This is a genomic window from Pseudoclavibacter chungangensis (assembly GCF_013410545.1).
Classification (GTDB): Bacteria; Actinomycetota; Actinomycetes; order Actinomycetales; family Microbacteriaceae; genus Pseudoclavibacter; species Pseudoclavibacter chungangensis.
The window spans coordinates 3,896,124-3,915,118 of record NZ_JACCFV010000001.1 but is presented as its reverse complement, the minus strand read 5'-3'; the positions used below and the strand labels follow the sequence as shown (position 1 = coordinate 3,915,118).

Annotated in this window: 17 protein-coding genes; 10 read left to right on the top strand and 7 right to left on the bottom strand. The window is 72.2% G+C overall.

Features of this window, described 5'->3' with window-relative positions:
- The first annotated feature begins 5 nt into the window (after positions 1 to 5).
- The 6 genes from HNR16_RS17385 to HNR16_RS17360 all read left to right on the top strand — a co-directional run bounded on the left by HNR16_RS17385 (position 6) and on the right by HNR16_RS17360 (position 4,778).
- On the top strand, positions 6 to 656 hold the full coding sequence (locus HNR16_RS17385; RefSeq protein WP_158041728.1) for a LysR family transcriptional regulator: 651 nt from the start codon (positions 6 to 8) through the stop codon (positions 654 to 656).
- Entirely contained in the window at positions 653 to 799 is a 147-nt protein-coding gene (locus HNR16_RS17380; protein WP_179558013.1) for a hypothetical protein, read from the top strand. The genes HNR16_RS17385 and HNR16_RS17380 overlap by 4 nt, the downstream gene beginning before the upstream one ends.
- 275 nt (positions 800 to 1,074) lie before the next feature.
- Positions 1,075 to 2,256, top strand: coding sequence for an MFS transporter (locus HNR16_RS17375; RefSeq protein WP_218868479.1), 1,182 nt, complete (start codon positions 1,075 to 1,077; stop codon positions 2,254 to 2,256).
- A 61-nt stretch (positions 2,257 to 2,317) separates the two neighbouring features.
- The gene (locus HNR16_RS17370) at positions 2,318 to 2,899 is read left to right on the top strand and encodes an NADPH-dependent FMN reductase (protein WP_158041726.1); all 582 of its coding nucleotides are present in this window, start codon (positions 2,318 to 2,320) and stop codon (positions 2,897 to 2,899) included.
- Between the two features lie 203 nt (positions 2,900 to 3,102).
- Positions 3,103 to 3,669 (top strand): TetR/AcrR family transcriptional regulator, encoded by a 567-nt coding sequence (locus HNR16_RS17365; RefSeq protein ID WP_158041725.1) that lies wholly within the window; start codon positions 3,103 to 3,105, stop codon positions 3,667 to 3,669.
- Positions 3,666 to 4,778 (top strand): DMT family transporter, encoded by a 1,113-nt coding sequence (locus HNR16_RS17360; protein ID WP_338109176.1) that lies wholly within the window; start codon positions 3,666 to 3,668, stop codon positions 4,776 to 4,778. The genes HNR16_RS17365 and HNR16_RS17360 overlap by 4 nt, the downstream gene beginning before the upstream one ends.
- On the opposite strand, the gene HNR16_RS17355 is transcribed toward HNR16_RS17360, so the two are convergent.
- The 7 genes from HNR16_RS17355 to HNR16_RS17325 form a co-directional block, all read right to left on the bottom strand.
- A complete protein-coding gene (locus HNR16_RS17355) occupies positions 4,705 to 6,393 on the bottom strand; it encodes an ATP-binding cassette domain-containing protein (RefSeq protein WP_179558336.1) in 1,689 nt (562 codons plus the stop codon). The genes HNR16_RS17360 and HNR16_RS17355 overlap by 74 nt on opposite strands.
- On the bottom strand, positions 6,390 to 7,340 hold the full coding sequence (locus tag HNR16_RS18475) for an ABC transporter permease (protein WP_158041724.1): 951 nt from the start codon (positions 7,338 to 7,340) through the stop codon (positions 6,390 to 6,392). Before HNR16_RS18475 ends, HNR16_RS17355 begins: the two co-directional genes overlap by 4 nt.
- Positions 7,337 to 8,335 (bottom strand): ABC transporter permease, encoded by a 999-nt coding sequence (locus HNR16_RS17345; protein ID WP_158041723.1) that lies wholly within the window; start codon positions 8,333 to 8,335, stop codon positions 7,337 to 7,339. The genes HNR16_RS18475 and HNR16_RS17345 overlap by 4 nt, the downstream gene beginning before the upstream one ends.
- Before the next feature lie 43 nt (positions 8,336 to 8,378).
- Positions 8,379 to 10,133, bottom strand: coding sequence for an ABC transporter substrate-binding protein (locus tag HNR16_RS17340; protein WP_158041722.1), 1,755 nt, complete (start codon positions 10,131 to 10,133; stop codon positions 8,379 to 8,381).
- Between the two features lie 149 nt (positions 10,134 to 10,282).
- Complete coding sequence (locus tag HNR16_RS17335; protein WP_158041721.1) at positions 10,283 to 11,443, bottom strand: LLM class flavin-dependent oxidoreductase; 1,161 nt, start codon at positions 11,441 to 11,443, stop codon at positions 10,283 to 10,285.
- Entirely contained in the window at positions 11,440 to 12,540 is a 1,101-nt protein-coding gene (locus HNR16_RS17330; RefSeq protein ID WP_179558335.1) for an LLM class flavin-dependent oxidoreductase, read from the bottom strand. The genes HNR16_RS17335 and HNR16_RS17330 overlap by 4 nt, the downstream gene beginning before the upstream one ends.
- 237 nt (positions 12,541 to 12,777) lie before the next feature.
- Positions 12,778 to 13,239: a winged helix-turn-helix transcriptional regulator gene (locus HNR16_RS17325; protein WP_225737963.1), complete on the bottom strand. Its 462-nt coding sequence runs from the start codon at positions 13,237 to 13,239 to the stop codon at positions 12,778 to 12,780.
- 86 nt (positions 13,240 to 13,325) lie between these two features.
- Here HNR16_RS17325 and HNR16_RS17320 point away from each other — a divergent pair, with 86 nt between their 5' ends.
- The 4 genes from HNR16_RS17320 (at position 13,326) to HNR16_RS17305 (ending at position 18,938) form a co-directional block, all read left to right on the top strand.
- Complete coding sequence (locus HNR16_RS17320; protein ID WP_158041718.1) at positions 13,326 to 14,297, top strand: NAD(P)-binding domain-containing protein; 972 nt, start codon at positions 13,326 to 13,328, stop codon at positions 14,295 to 14,297.
- Positions 14,298 to 15,696: 1,399 nt separating this feature from the next.
- On the top strand, positions 15,697 to 16,605 hold the full coding sequence (locus HNR16_RS17315) for a hypothetical protein (protein ID WP_158041717.1): 909 nt from the start codon (positions 15,697 to 15,699) through the stop codon (positions 16,603 to 16,605).
- 125 nt (positions 16,606 to 16,730) lie between these two features.
- Positions 16,731 to 17,990 (top strand): MFS transporter, encoded by a 1,260-nt coding sequence (locus tag HNR16_RS17310; RefSeq protein WP_179558334.1) that lies wholly within the window; start codon positions 16,731 to 16,733, stop codon positions 17,988 to 17,990.
- A gap of 117 nt (positions 17,991 to 18,107) precedes the next feature.
- Positions 18,108 to 18,938 (top strand): aldo/keto reductase, encoded by an 831-nt coding sequence (locus HNR16_RS17305; protein ID WP_158041715.1) that lies wholly within the window; start codon positions 18,108 to 18,110, stop codon positions 18,936 to 18,938.
- Positions 18,939 to 18,995 lie beyond the last annotated feature (57 nt).

Genomic DNA, 18,995 nt, shown 5'->3' with positions numbered 1-18,995 from the left:
ACCCCATGGACCTTCGCCTCTTCCGCTCTTTCCTCGAGGTCGCCGAGACCCGCAACTTCACGCGCGCGGCCGCGCGCATCCACCTCGCGCAATCGGCGCTGAGCCAGCAGATCTCGCTCCTCGAACGCGACCTCGGCGTCCGCCTCTTCCACCGGACCTCGCGCTCTGTGACGCTCACCGAGGCGGGCACCGCGCTCGTACCGCTCGCCCGCGACCTGCTCAGGCGGACGGAGCGGATCCGCGCCGAGATGGACGCGCTCGCCGGGCTCGAACGCGGCACACTCCTCATCGGCCTGCTGCAGACCCCGACACCCGTGTTCGACATCGTGGACCTCCTCGGCACGTTCAGGGACGCCCACCCCGGCATCGAACTGCACGTCACGGACGCGCCGTCCGAGGTCATGACCGCGCGGGTCGCGTCCGGCGATCTCGACCTCGCCATCGTCGGGCTCGCGCACGACGAGGTGCCCGCCGACCTCGACTACGTCCCGCTCGCGGTCGAACCGCTCGTCGCGGTCACCGCGGCGGACGGTGTGCTCGACGGCACCGACCCGGAAGCGCTCGCGACGTCGCGGCCGCTGGCCCGTTCGTGCACTTCGCGCCGGGCTCGGGCATCCGGAGGCGCGTCGAGGCGGCGTTCGCGCGCGCCGGGGTGACCCCCGATCGCGCGTTCGAACTCAGCCAGATCCCGGACATGATGCGCCTCGCCGCGCGCGGGCTGGGCGTGACCGTCGCCCCGCTCGCCGCGGCGCGCGCATGGCACCCGTCGGACGGCCCGGACGCGCGATCCGACACCTGACCGACGCACAGGCCGTGCATCCGTCGGGCCTCGTGTCGGCACCCGGTCGCCGCTCGGCCGCGGCATCCGCGTTCGTCGAACTCGTCGAGGCACGCGTCGGCGCGAACGATCGCGGCTCGCGATCGCAGCGAACGCGAAGCGATGTTGGACGGCGCACGGCGGATCCCGAATGATGAACGGGTGAGTTCCGCGTCCACACCCCGAGTCCCCCGTCCGGTCGATCCTCGATGACGCGCACGCCGGACTCCACCGGAACGAGCGGGGCGACCGGGCCGATGAATCGTCGGGCACCGAGCGGCTGGTCGCTCGCGGCCGTGACGTACGCCTTCACGACGGTCATGATGGGCACGACACTCCCGACGCCCCTGTACCCGGCCTACGAGGCGCAGTATCACTTCGGCAGCCTCACGACGACGATCCTGTTCGCCGTCTACGCGGTCGGCGTCATCGGCGCGCTCGTGCTGTTCGGGCAGGCCTCCAACCGGTTCGGGCGGCGCCCGGTGCTCGTCGCGGGGGTCGTCGTCTCGCTCCTCTCGGCGATCCTGTTCATCACGGCGGACGCCATGTGGGTGCTCTACGTCGCCCGCATCGTCTCGGGTGTCTCCGCGGGGATCTTCACCGCGACCGGCACGGCCGCGGTCATGGAGAACGCCCCGAAGGGCCGCACGATGCTCGCCTCCGCGCTCGCGACGGCCGCGAACATCGGCGGGCTCGGCCTCGGCGTGCTGCTCGCGGGCGTCCTCGCGGCGACGGCGGCGACACCCCTGCGCACGCCGTACATCGTGCACGCGGGGCTGCTCGTGATCGCGGGCCTCGCGATGTTCGTCGTGCGCGAGACGATCGAGCGGCGCCCCGACGCGCCCGTCGTCCGGCTGCCCCGCGTTCCCCGCGAGGCACGCCCCGTCTTCCGGGCATCGGCGATCGGCGCACTCACGGGCTTCGCGTCGTGCGGCATCTACACGTCGATCGTGCCGGCGTTCATGACCGAACTGCTCGACGTGCACGACCCCGCCACGATCGGATTCGTCGCGTTCCTCCTGTTCGGCGCCTCCGCGACCGCACAGATCCTGTTCCGCTCGCGCAGCGAGCGCACGCTCATCACGATCGGCTGCATCTCGCTCGTGATCGGCATGGCGCTCATGGCGACCGCGCTGCTCACCTCGCTCCTGTGGGTGCTCATCGCGGCGGCCGTCCTCGCGGGCATCGGCCAGGGCAGTCTCTTCATGGGCGGCATGCGGGCCGTCACCTCGCGCACGCCCGCCGAGTCGCGGACGGAGGCGACGACCTCGTTCTTCCTCGTCGCCTACGTCGCGATCTCCGTGCCGATCGTCACGGCCGGACTCCTCACGCAGGTGCTCTCCCTCACGACCACGGGCCTCTTGTGCGCCGGCGCGATCGGCGTCGCCACACTCCTCGCGCTGCCGTTCCTCGGCCGGTTCTCCCGCGACCGCGGTTGATCCCGCCCGCGCGCCCCCTCGCTCCAGCACCAGGTCCACACCCATGTCCGGAAGGAACCCCATGCCCGAAACCTTTGCCGTCGGAACCGTCGTCGGCAGCATCTCCAAGACCTCGATCAACCGTCGCCTCGCGCTCGCGCTCGAGAAGCTCGGGCCCGAGGTGGGGCTCGAGCTGCGGGAGATCCCGATCGAGCCCCTGCCGTTCTACAACCGCGACTACGAGGAGGAGGGCGCGAGCTACCCCGCCGCCGCGACCGAGTTCCGTGAGCGAATCGCGGCCGCCGACGGCATCCTGTTCGTCACCACGGAGTACAACCGCTCGGTGCCGGGCGTACTGAAGAACGCGATCGACTGGGTCAGCCGCCCGAAGACCGATGCCCCCATGGGCGGCAAGCCGAGTTACGTCGTCGGGACGTCGCGCGGCTCGATCGGCACCGCACTCGCGCAGCAGCACCTGCGCTCGCCGCTGTTCTTCCTCGCCTCGCCGCAGCTCGCGCAGCCCGAGGTGTTCCTGCGCTACACGGACGGGCTCATCAACGACGAGGGTGAGATCACGAACGAAGCGACGCGCGACTTCCTGCGTTCGGCGCTCCAGGCGTTCCACGCGCACCTCGTGCTGCACGTCGGCCACCGGGAAGCCTGACCACCGCACACTCCGCTCCGAACGGGAGCGGACGCCGAGCGGGCGTCCGCTCCCGTGCGGCGTTCGTCGTGGGACCGCCGCGAGGCGGAGGCTGTCGTAGCGTTCGCCGCACCGCACCTGACGCTTCGCCGTCGAGGTAGACTGATCTACCTAATATCGGGCGCGAGCATCGAAACAGCCTCACGGGACGGACGGGACCGAACATGACGACGCCCGGTACGACGTCCGCCCGCGAGCGCCTCCTCGTCGCCGCGGCCCGCTTGTTCTACGAGCGCGGCATCCACGCGACGGGCATCGACACGATCACGCGCGAGGCCGGTGTCGCGAAGATGAGCCTCTACAACAACTTCGCCTCGAAGGACGAACTCGTCTCGGCCTACCTCGACCGCCGGCACGAGGAGTGGCTCGCGCTGTACCGCGCGCGCCTCGCGGGCGCCGCCACCCCCACCGCCAGCGTGCTCGCCGTGTTCGACGCGTACCTCGATCACGCCGCCGCATCGGGCGGCTTCCGCGGGTGCGGCCTGCTGAACGCCGCGGCCGAGCTATCGACGGGAAGCGCGGGCAGGCGTGCGGTGCGACGCCACAAGGAGGAGGTCGAGTCGATCCTCGCCTCGCACCTCCACGAGGCAGCGGTGGACGACGCGGCGGCGACCGCCGAGCACCTCGCCCTCCTGCTGGAGGGGGCGGTTGAGCGCGCCGGGCTGGAGGGCGATCCGCGTCGGCTCGAATCGGCACGACGCCTCGCGGTGACCGTCCTGGACGCCTCGTGACGCGGGGTGCCCTCGTCGGCACCGGTGCGATCCTGGTCACGTCCGTGCTGTGGGGGACGACGGGCACCGCGGCCACGTTCGCACCGGACGCGGGGCCGCTCGCGATCGGTGCCGCGGCACTCGGCATCGGCGGCCTGCTGCAGGCGCTCGTCGCGATCCCGGCGCTCCGCGCGTCGCGCGACGTCCTGCGGGCGAACGCGGCGACGGTGCTCATCGGGGCGCTCGGTGTCGCCGTCTACCCGCTCGCGTTCTACGCGTCGATGGCCGCGGCCGGTGTCGCGATCGGCTCGGTCGTCTCACTCGCCTCCGCTCCGCTCGCCTCCGGATTGCTCGAACGGTTCCTCGACCGACGCAGGCTCGGGCGCCGCTGGACGATCGCCGCCGCCCTCGGCATCGTGGGCAGCGGCCTGCTGTGCATCGCGAAACTGCGCGACCCCGCCGAGGCGGCCGCCGGCACGACCCTGCTCGGCATCGGGCTCGGGCTCGTCGCGGGCATCACCTACGCGGGCTACTCGTGGTGCGTGCGTCGCCTCCTCGCGGCGGGCGCGGGTCGTGCCGCGGCGATGGGGGCCGTGTTCGGCGCGGGCGGCGCGCTGCTCGTGCCGGTGCTGTGCATCACGGCCGCGCCGCTCGTCGGCTCGCGCGACTTCCTGCTCGTCGCCGGATACATGGCGCTCGTGCCGATGTTCTGCGGCTACCTCCTGTTCGGCTTCGGCCTCACGCGCGTCCCCGCGAGCACGGCCACGACGATCACGCTGACCGAGCCGGCCGTCGCGACGGTCCTCGCCGTCGCGGTCGTCGGGGAGCGACTCGCGCCCGTCGCGTGGATCGGCCTCGCCGTGATCGGCCTCGCGCTCGTCGTGCTCGTGGTGCCCCTGCCGGGCTCGCGCGCCGCGACATCGGCGGACGAGGCCGTCGACCGCCGCATCGCCGACGGGCCGGGGGCGGGCTCGTCCCCGCCGACGTCATCGCCGCCGACTCACTCGACCCTCACGATTCCGACGGGCCCCGCTCCCCCGAGCGGCAGGGCGCCGGTCACTCCCCCGGAACGCACACGCGGGAGGGAACGCCGAGCTCGGTCGAGCGAGCGGCGAGCAGCCGACGGGTGAACTCGTGCTCCGGCGCGCCGACGACGCGATCGACGGGGCCACGCTCGACGACCTCGCCGTCCTGCATGACGAGGATCTCGTCGCTGATCGACTCGACGACGCCGAGGTCGTGGCTGATGAACACGATCGCCACGCCGAGACGCTCCCGGAGTCGGACGAACAGCTCCAGCACGGTGCGCTGAACCGTCGCGTCGAGCGCCGAGACGGGTTCGTCGGCGACGAGCACGCTCGGGTCCGAGGCGATGGCGCGCGCGATCGCGACGCGCTGGCGCTGCCCGCCCGACAGTTGCCAGGGCCGTCGCGAGCCGAGCGCGGGATCGAGATCGACGAGCCGGAGCAGCTCGTCGATGCGCCGATCGTCCGGGCGCGCGGGTGACTCGCGCACGATCCGACGCACCGTCCAGCGCGGGTCGAAGCTGCCGAACGCGTCCTGCTGAACGAGCTGGATCGCACCGCGCCGTCGGTGCCGATCGCGCTCCCGCACGGCACGCACGCGGCCCCTCCCCTGACCGCGCCCGGACGTCGCGGTGCCGACGTCCGCCGCACCGAGCCGGCCGAGCCAGGGCTCGCCACCGAGGTGGACGGTGCCCGCGTCGGGCTCCTCGATCGCGAGCAGCAGGCGGGCGAGCGTGCTCTTGCCCGAGCCGGACTCGCCGACGACGCCGAGGGTCGTGCCGCGCCGCAGTTCGAGGTAGACGTCGGCGACCGCGTCGACCGCCCCGCCGCCGGGGAGCGCGTAGCCCTTGCGCAGGCCGCGGGCGACGAGCACCGGCTCGGTGTCGGACGTCGTGTCGTCGGCCCCGGACGCGGGGTCGTCCACCGCATCGGCGACGTCGTGGACCGTGATGCGCCTGCCGTCGGGTACCGCGGCGAGGAGTGCGCGCGTCTCCTCGTGGGCGGGCGCGCGGAGGACGTCGTCGGCCGCACCGCGTTCGACGACGCGACCGTCGCGCAGCACGAGCACCTCGTCGGCGAGCTCCGCGACGACGCCGAGGTCGTGGCTGACGACGAGCAGACCGATCCCCTCCCGCTTACGTGCGGCGAGGAGGTCGAGGACGAGGCGTCGCGTGATCGTGTCGAGCGCGGTCGTGGGCTCGTCGGCGATGATGAAGCTCGGCTCCGCCGCGAGCGCCGAGGCGATGAGGGCGCGCTGGCGCAGGCCGCCGGAGAGTTCGCCGGGGAACTGCAGCGCACGCGTCCCGGGTGCGGGGATGCCGACGCGCGTCATGAGTTCGAGGACGCGTTCGCGACGTTCGTCGACCGTGAGGCCGGGCTCGTGGATGCGCAGCGGCTCGGCGATCTCGTCCCCCACCCGCCGGAGCGGGTCGAGGGCGTTCTGCGAGTCCTGCGTGACGAGCGCGACGGTGCGTCCGCGGACGTGCTGCCAGGCGCGGTCGTCGGCAGCACGCAGCTCGCGGTCGCCGATGCGCAGGGTCGTCGCGTGCACCGTCGCCTCCTCGGGCACGAGCCCGATCGCGGCGCGCGCGCTCAGGCTCTTGCCCGCGCCCGATTCCCCGACGAGCGCGACGCACCGGCCCGGCTCCAACGTGAACCCGATGTCCTCGACGACCGTCCGTCGCCCGAACCGGATCGTCAGTCCGTCGATCTCGATCACGATCGCCCCCTGTCCCAGCGCAATTGCAGGCGCCGTCCGACGACCGTGACGGCGACGACGGTCGCGATGAGCGCGAGGCCCGCGAACGTGCTCACCCACCACGCGTCGGCGAGCCGGTTGCGACCCTCGCCGATGATGAGTCCCCATTCGGGTTCGGGCGGTTGCAGCCCGAGTCCGAGGAAGCTGAGGCCCGCGGCCGCCGAGACGGCGCTCCCGAAGCCGATCATGGCCATGAGCACGAGCGGGCCCGCCATGTTCGGCAGCATGTGGACGAGCGCGGCGCGCCACGCGGGCACACCGAGCACGCGCGCGGCGGTCATGTAGCCGGAGCGGCGCACGAGCTTCGCCTGTACGCGTCCCATGCGCACGTAGAGGGGGATCATGCCGATCGCGATGCCGAGCGTCACCTGTTGGATGCCCGCACCGAACACGGCGACGATCGCGAGCGCGACGAGCAGCGACGGGAAGGCGAGGAGCACGTCGGTCCCCCGGGCGATGACCGTGTCGACGGGTCGTGCGCCCGCGATCAGGCCGATGCAGAGACCGACGACGAGCGCCGCGAGGGTCGCGGTGACCCCGACGACGAGCGAGGCGCGCGCCCCGTGCACGATCCGTGTGTAGACGTCACGGCCCGAAGCGTCGGTGCCGAGCGGATGGTCGGCGCTCGGTGCGAGCAACACGGCACCGCTGTCGGCCGCGATCGGGTCGCCCGGGGCGAGCAGGGAGGGCGCGAGCACCGCCGTGAGTACGAGGGCGAGGAACGCGATGCACAGCCACAGGCCGAGATCGGCGGGCCGGATGCGCGAACGACGTGCCGGTGGTCCCGGACGTTTCGTCCCCGTCGTGCCCGCATCCGGACCGTCGTTCGCTCGCGCCGAACCGGTTCGCGTGCCCTCGTTCGCGCCGTTCGCGCCGTTCGCGCTGTTCACGCCGTTCGTGCCGCTCATGCCGCTGCCGTCCGCACGGGGTCGACGGTCTCGGCCGCCTCGCGGACGGAGCGCCGCCGCCCCTCGATCGTCCGCAGGCGTGGATCGACGAACATCGCGATGAGGTCGACGAGCGCGTTGACGACGACGAACACGAGTGCGGAGAGCATCGTGACGGCGAGCACGACGGGCAGGTCGCGGTTGATGATCGCGTCGAGCGTCACGCGCCCGAGCCCCTGCCGCGCGAACACGTTCTCGACGAGCACCGTGCCGCCGAGCAGGCCGCCGAGGCTGAACGCGACGACGGTGAGCAGGCTCGCGCTCGAGTGCCGGAGCGTGTGCCGCGCGAACAGGCCGCCTCGACTGAGCCCGCGGGCCCGGGCGGTCTCGGCGAACGGTTCCCGCTCGGCGCGGTCGAGCCCGTCGCGCAGGAGCTGCGCGAAGTACCCGGCCATCGGAATCGCGAGGGCGATCGCGGGCAGGATGAGCCGTGTCGCCTCGTTGCCGCCAGTCACGGGCAGCCACTTCAGGCGGTAGGCGAACCACTGTGCGAGCGCGAGCGCGATCCAGAACGTCGGGCTCGAGATCGCGACGAGCTCGACGACGTCGGCCACGCGACGCGACACGCCCCGCCGCGTGACGGCGGCAAGCAGGTACGCGAGGCCGAGGGCGAGGGCGAGCGCAGCCAGCGTGAGCCACAGCGTGGGGAGGGCGTGGGAGGCGAGCAGATCGAGCACGGGGCGGCGCGCGCGATACGACACCCCGAAGTCACCCGTGAGGGGGCGGACGAGCGCCGCGAGGTACTGCTGCCACAGCGGCAGGTCGAGCCCGAGGTCCGTCCGCAGCGCCTGCCGCGTCTCGGCCGGAACCGACGCGGAGGTACCGAGGATCGTGTCGACGGGGTCGCCCGGCACGGCCTTCAGCAGGAGGAACGCGAGCGTGACCGCGCCCCACATGACGAGCGCACCCTGCGAGATCCAGCGGCCGAGTGCCCGGACGACCCACACGTCCCTCACCCGACCGACGGGAGTGTCGCCGAGGGGCGCGACGCGTGCGACGTCATGCCGAGGTGATCCAGGCGCCCTGGAAGTCGGGGCGTCCGAAGCTGTCGAACTGCACCCCCTGCACGCTCGGGGCCATGACGACCGCGGTCTGGAGCGGGAACAGCGGCACGATCGCGACGTTCTGCACGTTCCACTCCTGGATCTTCGCGTAGATCGCGGCCTGCTCCGCGGGGTCGGTCGTCGCGACGGCCTCGTCGAGGAGCCGGTCGATCTCGGGGTCCGCGACGCGGCTCGCGTTCTGGAACCCCTCGGTGGAGAGGTGGCTACGCAGGGCGCCGTCGGCGGAGATCGACGAGAAGCTCCAGTCGGTGATGTCCCAGTCGTAGACGTTGACGCCGTCGACGCGCCAACGGTCGGCGTAGGCGTCGGTCTCCTCGTAGACGAGTTCGATGCCGATCTGCTTGAGGTCCTCGATGAGGAAGTTGACGAGCGCGACCTTGTCCTCGTTGCCGTCGATCCACTTGAGCCAGTCGATGTGCAGCCGCTGCCCGTCCTTCACGCGGTACCCCTCGGCGTCGCGCTCGGTCCAGCCGGCCTCGTCGAGGAGGGCTTCGGCGCGGGCCGGGTCGTGCGCCCACGTGCCCTCGACGGCGGGGTCGTACGCGTTGGGCGTGGTGGGGCTGAGGATGCTCCAGGGCCGCTCGAGACCACCACCGAACGCGGCCTGCACGGCGGCGTCGAGGTCGATGCCGAGTTGGAACGCCTGCCGGACGCGCACATCGGCGAAGACGCCGGGGCCGCTCTCGGGGTGGAGGGCGTTGCGGTCCCAGTTGAGGATCGCCGACCAGGGCAGGCCGGGCGCGGTCGTGAGCTGCGTCGTGACGGCGTCCCGCCCGATCTGCTCGAGGGCCTTCGGGGTGAGGTCGGTCGCGACGAGCGTCTCGCCGCTCTGCACGGCGCCGACGCGGCCCGCCTCCTCGGGGATGAACCGGATCGTGACGCCGTCGAGGTGCGCGGCGCCGGGGTTCGCGGAGATGTCGCTCGGCCACGCGTAGTCGGGGTTCTTCGTGAGCGCGAGTTCCTGCCCGACGAGGAGGTCGGCGACCGAGAAGGGCCCGCTCCCGACCGTGATGCCCGCGCCGCCCGCACGTAACTCGTCCTGCGAGTGTCCCGCGAGCGCGGCGGGTGAGTACATGCCCGCGTAGGTCGTGCTGAGTGCGGAAAGGAGCGGGGCGAACGGCTCGGACAGGCGGATGGTCAGCTCGTGGTCGCCCGTGGCCTCGGCGCCCGCGAAGCGGTCACCGCCGAGGTCGCTCGCGATCTTCGCCGACGCCGTCTCGGGCGCGAAGATGTGGTCGAAGTTCGCGACCGCGGCCGCCGCGTCGAACGGCTCGCCGTCATGGAACGTGACGTCGTCACGCAGCTGGAAGACGTACTCGAGCCCGTCCTCGGAGATCGTCCACGAGCTCGCGAGCCACGGGTGCACCTCGCCGTCGGGCGTGACCGCGACGAGCGAGTCGAAGACGTTCCGCAGCGCGGTCGACGTGGCATCGAACTGGCTCGAGTGCGGGTCGAGCAGTCCCTCGAGGTCGCTCGCGATGGCGAACGAGAGCGTGCCGCCGTCGACCGGCTCGCCCGAGCCTGCGCCGTCGGCCCCGGTCGACGTGCAGGCGCTCGCGCCGAGCGCGATCGCGAGCGCGGTGGCGACCACCGCGAGGCCACGGCGCCGGGTGCGTCGGTTCGGGCCGCCGGGGTGGTCGGTGCTCGTGGCGGACGTCGCGTCCGACGCCGTGGACCGGCTTCTGGTCACTGCTGCTCCTCATGTCGTCTGGGCCCGCACGGGGGTTCTCCCCGGCGCGCCCCTGGTCGGTGTCCGGCCGTGCGTCCCGCGTCACCGCGCGACGGACGGTCCGTGCCGATCGACGAGCCTAGTCCGATTCACGCTTTCTTGTACGCAGTTCATGAAACATGTTCCGCGGCTCGATCCGACACTGTGGCGGGGAACGCGACGCCGATCGCCTCGTCGACGAGATCCCGGACCGTCGCGAGGAACGCCACCTGCTCGTCGAGCAGGTAGTTCGACGGCAGGTGGACGAGCACGACATCGGCCGCCGCGAGCGCGAGATCGGTGCGGAGGAACTCGACGACGTGCGCCGGGTCACCGATCGCGTTGTGGGCGACCCGACTCCGGAGTTTGAACGCGTGCTGCGGTTCGCCCGGCGCATCGGGACGAAGGAAGCTCTCCCACTCGGCGATGTTCTCGCGCGTCTTCGCGTCGATGCGCGAGCCCGTGAGCGGCAGCACCGTGCGACTGATGCTCGTCTCGGGTGGCGTGCGCCGCCCGCCCGCGACCGCCGACAGGTAGCGCTCGATCTGCCGGTACTGCGCGATCTCGACGGGCAGATCGAGCGCCCGGGGCTCGGCGACGAGGTTCGACAACTGCAGTTTGAGGCCGAGTCGTGCCGCACGGTCGACGCTCGCGTCACTCCCCGCCCCGAGCCAGATGCGCTCGCGCAGCCCGGGACTCCTCGGGTGGACGATGACCGGTTCGTCCGACGCGACGCCGGGCAGCATGCGATCCGGTGCGGCCTCGAGCGCACCACCGTCGAGGAGCCGGAGGAACTCCTCGAAACCGGCGTCGATGCTCGCGCGGTCGGGGTAGCGACGCTCCCAACCCGAGGCGATCCGCCGGTCGACGGGCCCGGTGGCGATGCCGATCTCGAGCCGTTCGCCGGAGACGAGGTCGAGGGTCTGGAGTTCTTCGAGCAGCCGGATCGGCTCCTGGCTGTGGAACGAGATGACGGCCGTGCCGAGGTGCATCGTGCTCGTGTGCTGCGAGGCCGCGGCGAGCACCGAGACGGGGCCGGACAGGTAGGGCTGGAAGTGCCGCGTGCGCAGCATGCCCGCGCTGTAGCCGAGCTGTTCGGCCTCGTGGAACAACCGGATGATCGAGCGGTGCGCGTCACCGATCGACTGCGCCTCGCCACCGACGAACGTGAGGAACCCGAGCCGGATGCCGCCCGTGCGCCGAACCGCCGCGTGCGCTGGATCGTCGAAGATCGCCCTTCGCGCGTCGAGATCGCGTTCGTCGAGCCCGGTGTACGGCTCGCGGTAGCTCATGCGCCGTGCCCGTCGAGGAGCGCGCGAATCCGCGGCAACAGTTGCGTGCCCATCTCGATGTAGTCGTCGAGCCCGCCGTACGCGGAGAACGAGAACCGGCGGATGCCGAGATCGGCGTACGCCGCGACGGCGCTCGCGACGGTGTCATAGCCGCCGACGAGCGCGGCGGAGGAGCCGATCGCGCCCGTCGCCTGCGCCGGCTCGGTCCAGAGCGCGGTGTCGTGCACCGCGCCACGTTCGGCGATGCGCAGGATCCGCTTCGACGCCTCCGCACCCGGGAGGCCCACGTGGCGGGCGATCTCACCCCGTGGCCGCGCACGGGCCCGGTGCGCGGTGAGGCGTTCGAGGAGCGCGTCCGCCTTCGCCCACGCGAGCTCGTCGCTCGGCGCGATGACGGGCTTGAAACTGATCATGTACGCCTCGGGGCCAGCGGTGCCCGCCTCGGTGGCGAGTGCACGCACCCGGTCGAGCTGTCCCCGCGTGTCCGCGAGCGGCTCACCCCAGAGGGCGAAGACGTCGGCCCGCTCGGCACCCACACGGTACGCGGCCTCCGAGGAGCCGCCGAGCGAGATCGGCAGCGGCACACCGGCGAACGGCTTGACCTTCGGCGTGTAGTCGACGATGCGATAGAACTCGCCGTCGTGATCGAAGGACGTCTCGGACGACCACGCGCGGCGCAGGATGTCGATGTACTCCCCCATGCGCCGGTAACGAGCGTCCTTGTCGATGAAGTCGCCGTCACGCCACTGGTCGCTCTCGTTGCCGCCCGCGATGAGGTGCACCTGCGTGCGCCCGGCGCTCAACTGGTCGATCGTCGCGTAGGACTTCGCGGCCGCGGTCGGTGCGGCCGTATTGGGGCGCAGCGCGATGACGAGGCCGAGGCGTTCCGTGTGGGACGCGACGGTCGCGGCGATCGCGAACGGATCGAGCGAGTACGAGGAGTAGACGAGGATCGCCTGGTCGAAACCGATGGCCTCGAGCACCTGCGCACTCGTGACCGTCGCGGCGGGGTCGAAGAGCGTCCGTGCGCCGCCCGCGGGATCCGCGCGCGTGGTCTGCAGACCGCCGACGAAGGTGACTCCGAACGCTTCGGGCATGCTCACTCCTTCTCGATGACCGCCGTCCGGGCCGCGCGCCATCCGCGAGACGCGTCGGAACGTCGATGCTCGCGATGCCGGCGCTCACCCGGGCCACGGCACAGTCCGGTCCGGTCCGGTGTGACGCATCGAGACCGTGTCCGAACGATCACCGATTGATATTCAACTCAGTCCAACAATAGCCCCTCCGCCGGCGCCCACGGGATCCTCCGCAGGACGGACGAGGGGCACGCGTGGTCACGCGCGCGTGCGCACACCCGGCTCGTCGCCTGTCGCGCGACGTTCGGTCGTCGCCTGATCCCACGACCGACGCGCCGCGTCGATGTCCGCGCGATTGGCGGCAGCCCAGTCGACGAGTTCCTTGAGGACGCCGGTCAGTGAGTGCCCGACCCTGGTGAGCGAGTACTCCACCTGCGGCGGCGACGTGTCGAGGACGGTGCGATCGATCAACCCGTCGCGTTGCAGTCGACGAAGGGTGACCGTGAGCATTCGTTGCGAGATGCCGTCGACGGAACGCCGGAGCTGCCCGAAACGGCGTGGACCGTGCAGCCGGAGCTCGATGGCGACCAGCACCGACCAGGTGTCACCGATGCGGTCGAGGATGTCGCGGATGCCAGAGACCGGCCTGGTCGGTTCGCCATCGCACGCGGAGCCCCGAGCCGACTCGTCGGTGGTTATGCCGGAGTGCGCATCGGTCACGGAAGTGCCTTCTTGCTCGTTCGAGTCGTGAAAATTACCGTGGATGCTGTTGGTTACGAATGATAACCGCGAGGAGACGGGCGAACATGACATCCGCTGGATCGGTGGGGATCGTCGGGTCGGGGCCGATCAGTCAGGGACTCGCGACGCTGTGGGCACATGCGGGGTACGAGGTCACTCTCGGCGCTCGCTCGGCGGCATCGGCATCGGTCGTGACGGTTCCCGACACCGTCCGGGTCGGCACGTTCGAGGATGCGGCACGGCACGACACCGTCGTGCTCGCGGTGCGCCACGGGGGAGCCGCCGACGTCGCGAAGCGCCTGGCCCCCCATCTGGACGGCACCCTCGTGCTCGACACGATGAATGCCGTGGCGCTCATCGGCGGGAGGGCGGCGTCAGCGCTCGAACCGGGGGTCACCGAAGGACAATGGCTCGCGAGCCTGTTCCCGGGAGCGACGATCGTCCGTGCGTTCTCGCACATTCAGGACGAATTGCTGGCCTCCCGGGCACGCAGGACCCCGGGCGTGTGGGCGGTCGCCTACGCCACGGACGCCGGTGCGGAGCGCCATCGCATCGAGCGGTTGATCGACGACACGGGCTACGTACCGGTGTTCGCGGGGCCGCTCGCGAGGTCCTCGATCCTGGACCCGGGTGGCGCGGCGTTCCCCCGCCTGTTGACGGGCACCGATCTGGAGGGCCTGGTCACCGCACACCGCCTCCCCGAGATGCTCGACCGTTTCAACACGGCCACCATCGGCGCGGTGCTCCACGAGGACGTCCAGTGGTCGTTCCCCTACGGCCCCACGATCGGCGTCACGGAGACCGTGCACGGACGACAGGCGGTCACCGAGCACCTCGCGCGCGTTCAGGGCTCCGGGATACGAATCTCGGACATCCGCACCGAGCTCGAGACACCGACCGGTGCCGTTGTCCACGCCACGGGCTCGTTCCCGACCCCACGCGGTCCGATCTCGAGCCCGATCGTGAGCATCGTCGCCGTTCGAGACGGCCTCATCAGCGAGGTCAACGAGTACTGGGACACCGCGGCGATCCGATAGCCGACGCAACGCTCGACGCCATCCATGTCGCAGAGGGGGCAGCACCCGCGGGGGTGCTGCGCGGCCCGTTGCGTGCGTCCCCCGGTCCACGCCGCAGTGCGTGGCCGCGTGCGGACGAACGCCTGTCCGGCAACGCCGCCGGCTCGTGCCAGCGCATGCGCGTGAGTCCCGATGCCCCACCCGCCGCGTGTCCCACCGTTGGGCGTCGTCTCGGGCAACCTCCCGGAACGGATCGAACGCGAGTGGAGTGAAGTGTGCAACCCTCGTTCGCGGAACCGGAGACGTACCGGTGGGACTCGCCGCGGGGGCGGCGCGAGGGGGCATTGTGGCGGGATCGGATTCGCCCGCGTCGAGGAACACGGACGCGGACGCCGGGGACGGGGACGGCGCTGCGACGGCCGGGCGACCGTCCGACGACGCGCACGCAGTGCACCCACGTAGCGACGCGGCAATGCGAACCCCCGGACCGCGCGTCTGGAATCTGCCGCGCGAGGAGCACCGGCGTCACGAGCCCGCCGACCCGTCGCCGAGGATCCGAAGCGGCGCCGACGCCCCGATCGCGAGCGGGCCGACCGCCGCGGCGCCGATCGCCGACGCACCGACATCCGACACGTACCGATGGACCCTCGCGGATGCCGCCGAGGACGACCGCGCCGTGATGCTCGGTCCCGCGACCGCCGGGTCGGTGGCGCCCCGGCCTGCGCCCGACGCGACCGCACCCGTGAGCGTGGCCGCCACGACCGACGACGAGCACGAGTCCGTCCCCCCGACGGCGAGCAACCCCCGCGGGCCGCTCGATCCGCGTCGGCCACTCGACCCGTTGCGACCGACCGCCGCGCCGCGATGGTTCGACACGCTTCCCGTGCCCGACGAGGACGAGCACGCCTCGACGCACGAGTCGGTGCCGGAGGTCGAATCCGGCGCGGTCCCGGCCGAATCGGGCGAAGCAGAATCGGGCGAAGCAGAATCGAGCCCTTCAGCGGCCTCGCATCCTGACGCGCGGACCGCAGCGGCGACGGACGCCGCCACGCCGCGGCCGGTGCGTCGGGGCACGCTCGCTCGACGCATCCCGCCCGTCCCGGGCCCGCGTGCCGACCTCGGTGCCGCGGAGGATGTCCGAGTGGATGTCGGGGGCGGTGCCCGGCGGGATGTCGATGCCGGGACTCGCCGACATGCTGGAGCCGAGGGCCGCCCGGATTCCGGCGACAGTGTCCGGTCGGATGCCGGCGCCGACGCCCGACCCGCTGCGGTCCCGGACGCGGACGGAGACCCGTCCGCGTCCTCTGCTCGACCCCCGGCTCCCGCTCCCGCTCCGGGTCCGGCTCCGGCTCCGGCTCCGGCTCCGGCTCCGGCTCCGGCTCCGGGCGTATCCCAGGCCGGCTTCGCCCCACTCCCCCCGATGTTCACGCCGCCTCCGGCCGCGCACCCGTCGGCGCTGCCCGCACCGGCGACGGACGCATCCCGCGCCGCACCGGACGACGGTCACGCGGGCAGCCCGCTGGGCTTCGTGATCGACCCACCGGTGACACCGGTGACACCGTCGTTCGACGCGCCCGTCTGGCCCTGGGGTGCGTCCGCGGCCGAGCACACGACCGGGCCGACCGGGCCGCAGCCGCGCGTCGGCGTGACGCACACGCCCCACCTCGCGGATCCACCGGCGCACGTCGATACACCGCCGTGGACGACCCCCGATCCGCCGCGGGACGTCCCTGTGGACGTGCCCGGCTACTCCGCGAACGGACACGGCGAGCGGCCCCAGCACGCCGAGCAGTCCGAGCACGCCGAGCACGCCGAGCACGCCGAGCACGCCGAGCACGCCGAGCACGCCGAGCACGCCGAGCACGCCGAGCGATCATCCGACTCCTGGTGGCTCGACACCCCGAAGACCCCGATCACCGATCCGTCGGAATCGGTCCGACCGCGGGCGGCCTCGCGGCCCCCGGCCCGCGCCGAGCCGACGGCCGCCGAGCCGATGCCCGCCGAGCCGACGGCCGCCGACTCGGCACCGCGATCGACGAACGTCCGTCCCGCGAGCGCGCCGCGGTCACCGTCCGCGGAACCGTCCCGCGGCCCGCGGCGGCGGAAGCAGGTGCCCGGCACGCCGCCGGCCGAGCTCCCGCCGCCGATCGAGCAGACTCCGGAGACCGAGGCCACACGTGCTGCCGCCGAGGCCGCGGCGCGTCGCGCCGTCGCGTACAGTGCCGACGGTCGACGCACCCGGGCCTCGGAGCGGGTGATCACGCTCGTGAGCTGGGTCATCATCACTGGGGCCTTCGTCGCACTCATCGCCTGGGTCGCGCAGTTCTGAGCCCGCACGGTCACGCCCGGTCGTCCCCTCGGTCCGTCGCGCGCCGCAACCGCGTCGATCGCGGCCAGTACAGTGGACGTTCGCGAATGTGGACAGCATGCCCACTCGACAGGAGGTCGGCCCCGGTGAGGAAGAACGACGGCACGAGGCCGGTTCCGATCCTCGACCCGCTGGCGACCGGCCCGATCGACATCTCGCTGCGCACCCACCGGCTCTCGCCGTGGACGGTCGCGCTCTCGATCGCCGCCCTCACGCTCCTCGCCCTCAATCTGCGCACGGCGGTGTCGAGCCTCTCGCCCGTCGTGACGCACATCCGGACCGAGCTCGACCTGCCGAGCGTGCTCGTCGGTGTGATCGGGATGCTCCCGCCGCTGTGCTTCGCGCTCGCGGGTGTCCTGGCGCCGCTCATCGCCCGGTACCTCTCCCTCGAGACGACGATCCTCCTGGGGCTCGTCCTCATCACGGCCGGCTCGGTACTGCGCGCCGCGGCCCCGGCCTCGTGGGCGATCATCGTCGGCACGGCGGTCGCGCTGTTCGCGATGGGGGTCGCGAACGTGCTCCTCCCGGCGATCGTGAAGGACCGCTTCCCGGACCACGTCGGCCTCATCTCGGCCGTCTACGTGACCCTCCTCGCGGTGTCGGCATTCCTGCCGCCCCTCATCGCGGTGCCGCTCGCGGACGGCCCCGGCTGGCGCATCTCGCTCGGGGTGTGGGCGGCGCTCGCGCTCGTCGCGGTGCTGCCGTGGCTCGGCCTGTTGCCGAGCCGCTCGCGACCGCGCCGCATCCGACGCGGTCACCGCGTCGGACGCGCGCCGTGGCGGAGCCGCACCGCGTGGGCGATCACGGGCCTGTTCACGCTGTCGTCGCTCAACTCGTACGCCGTCTACGCGTGGCTCCCGCAGATCCTCGTCGAGCTCAAGGGCCTCGACCCCACGAGCGCGAGCCTGCAGTTGAGCCTGTTCGCGGCACTCGGGATCCCGCTCGGGCTGCTCACGCCGCTCGTCGCCACGCGTCGCGGATTCGTCCGCCCCGCGGCGTTCCTCGCGATCGCGTCGCTGCTCGTCGGGTACCCGCTGCTCGTGTTCGGCCCGGTCGAGCTCGTGCCGGTCGCGGTGTGCACGTTCGGGCTCGTCCAGTTGCTGTTCTCGCTCGGCCTCACGCTCGTCGGCATGCGCTCCGCCTCGGCCGAGGAGGCGGCGTCGCTCAGCGGGTTCATGCAGGGCGTCGGCTACCTCGTCGCCGCCTCGGGTCCGCTGCTGCTCGGCGTCCTGAACGCGGCGACCGACTCCTGGCTGCCCGGGCTCGTCTTCCTCACCTGCACGGCGTTCCTCGCGATCCCGGCGGCGATCCTCATCGACCGCCCGGACCCCGAGCCCGCCGACTGACACCGACCGCCGGCGTCACACGAGGCCACACGGCGGCACCGGACAGCCGATGTTCGTGCGCGGCTGCCAGGATCGTGCCGGCCCCCAGACCGAACGAATGCCCCCGAGAGGACCAACATGACGACGGCACCGACCCTCACGCTCAACGACGGCACCGAGCTGCCGAGCATCGGATTCGGCACGTACCCGCACGACGGCGAGGACTCGGCCGAGCCCACCAGGGTCGCGCTCGAGCTCGGTTACCGCCTGCTCGACACGGCGCTGCGGTACGAGAACGAGGAGGCCGTCGGGCGCGGCGTGCGTGAATCGGACGTGCCCCGCGACCAGATCGTCGTCACGAGCAAGGTGCCCGGCCGATTCCACGGCTACGACGAGGCACGCGAGAGCTTCGAACGCTCGAACGCGAACCTCGGCCTCGACACGATCGACCTGTTCCTCATCCATTGGCCGCTCCCCAAGGTGGGCAAGTACGTGGACACCTGGCGGGCACTCGTCGATCTGCAGCGCGAGGGCCTCGTGCGTTCGATCGGCGTCTCGAACTTCACGCCCGAGCACCTCGAGCGCATCATCGACGCGACCGGCGTCGTGCCGGCCGTCAACCAGGTCGAGCTGCATCCCTACTTCCCGCAGGCGGAGCTTCGCGCGTTCCACGCCGAGCACGGCATCGTGACGCAGGCGTGGAGCCCGCTCGGGCGCGGCGAGCTGCTCGAGGACGAGCGCGTGCTCGCGGTCGCGAACGCGCACGGCGTCACGCCGGCACAGGCGATCCTGCGCTGGCACGTGCAGATCGGTTCGGTGCCGATCCCGAAGTCGCGCTCGGTCGAGCGGCAGCGCGCGAACCTCGACGTGTTCGGTTTCGAGCTGAGCGACGCCGAGATCGACACGCTCTCGTCGCTCGAGCGCGGGCGACTCTGGGACCAGGACCCGGACACGCACGAGGAGTTCTGACGTCGGCCTCGCGGCCGCGCCCCCACGCGGGACGCATCCGCGGGTCGTACAGTGTGG

Coding starts and splice junctions, on each gene's coding strand:
- HNR16_RS17385 (WP_158041728.1), top strand. CDS start 6: ATGGACCTTCGCCTCTTCCGCTCTTTCCTCGAGGTCGCCGAGACCCGC.
- HNR16_RS17375 (WP_218868479.1), top strand. CDS start 1,075: ATGAATCGTCGGGCACCGAGCGGCTGGTCGCTCGCGGCCGTGACGTAC.
- HNR16_RS17370 (WP_158041726.1), top strand. CDS start 2,318: ATGCCCGAAACCTTTGCCGTCGGAACCGTCGTCGGCAGCATCTCCAAG.
- HNR16_RS17365 (WP_158041725.1), top strand. CDS start 3,103: ATGACGACGCCCGGTACGACGTCCGCCCGCGAGCGCCTCCTCGTCGCC.
- HNR16_RS18475 (WP_158041724.1), bottom strand. CDS start 7,340: ATGAGCGGCACGAACGGCGTGAACAGCGCGAACGGCGCGAACGGCGCG.
- HNR16_RS17335 (WP_158041721.1), bottom strand. CDS start 11,443: ATGAGCTACCGCGAGCCGTACACCGGGCTCGACGAACGCGATCTCGAC.
- HNR16_RS17330 (WP_179558335.1), bottom strand. CDS start 12,540: ATGCCCGAAGCGTTCGGAGTCACCTTCGTCGGCGGTCTGCAGACCACG.
- HNR16_RS17320 (WP_158041718.1), top strand. CDS start 13,326: ATGACATCCGCTGGATCGGTGGGGATCGTCGGGTCGGGGCCGATCAGT.
- HNR16_RS17315 (WP_158041717.1), top strand. CDS start 15,697: ATGTTCACGCCGCCTCCGGCCGCGCACCCGTCGGCGCTGCCCGCACCG.
- HNR16_RS17305 (WP_158041715.1), top strand. CDS start 18,108: ATGACGACGGCACCGACCCTCACGCTCAACGACGGCACCGAGCTGCCG.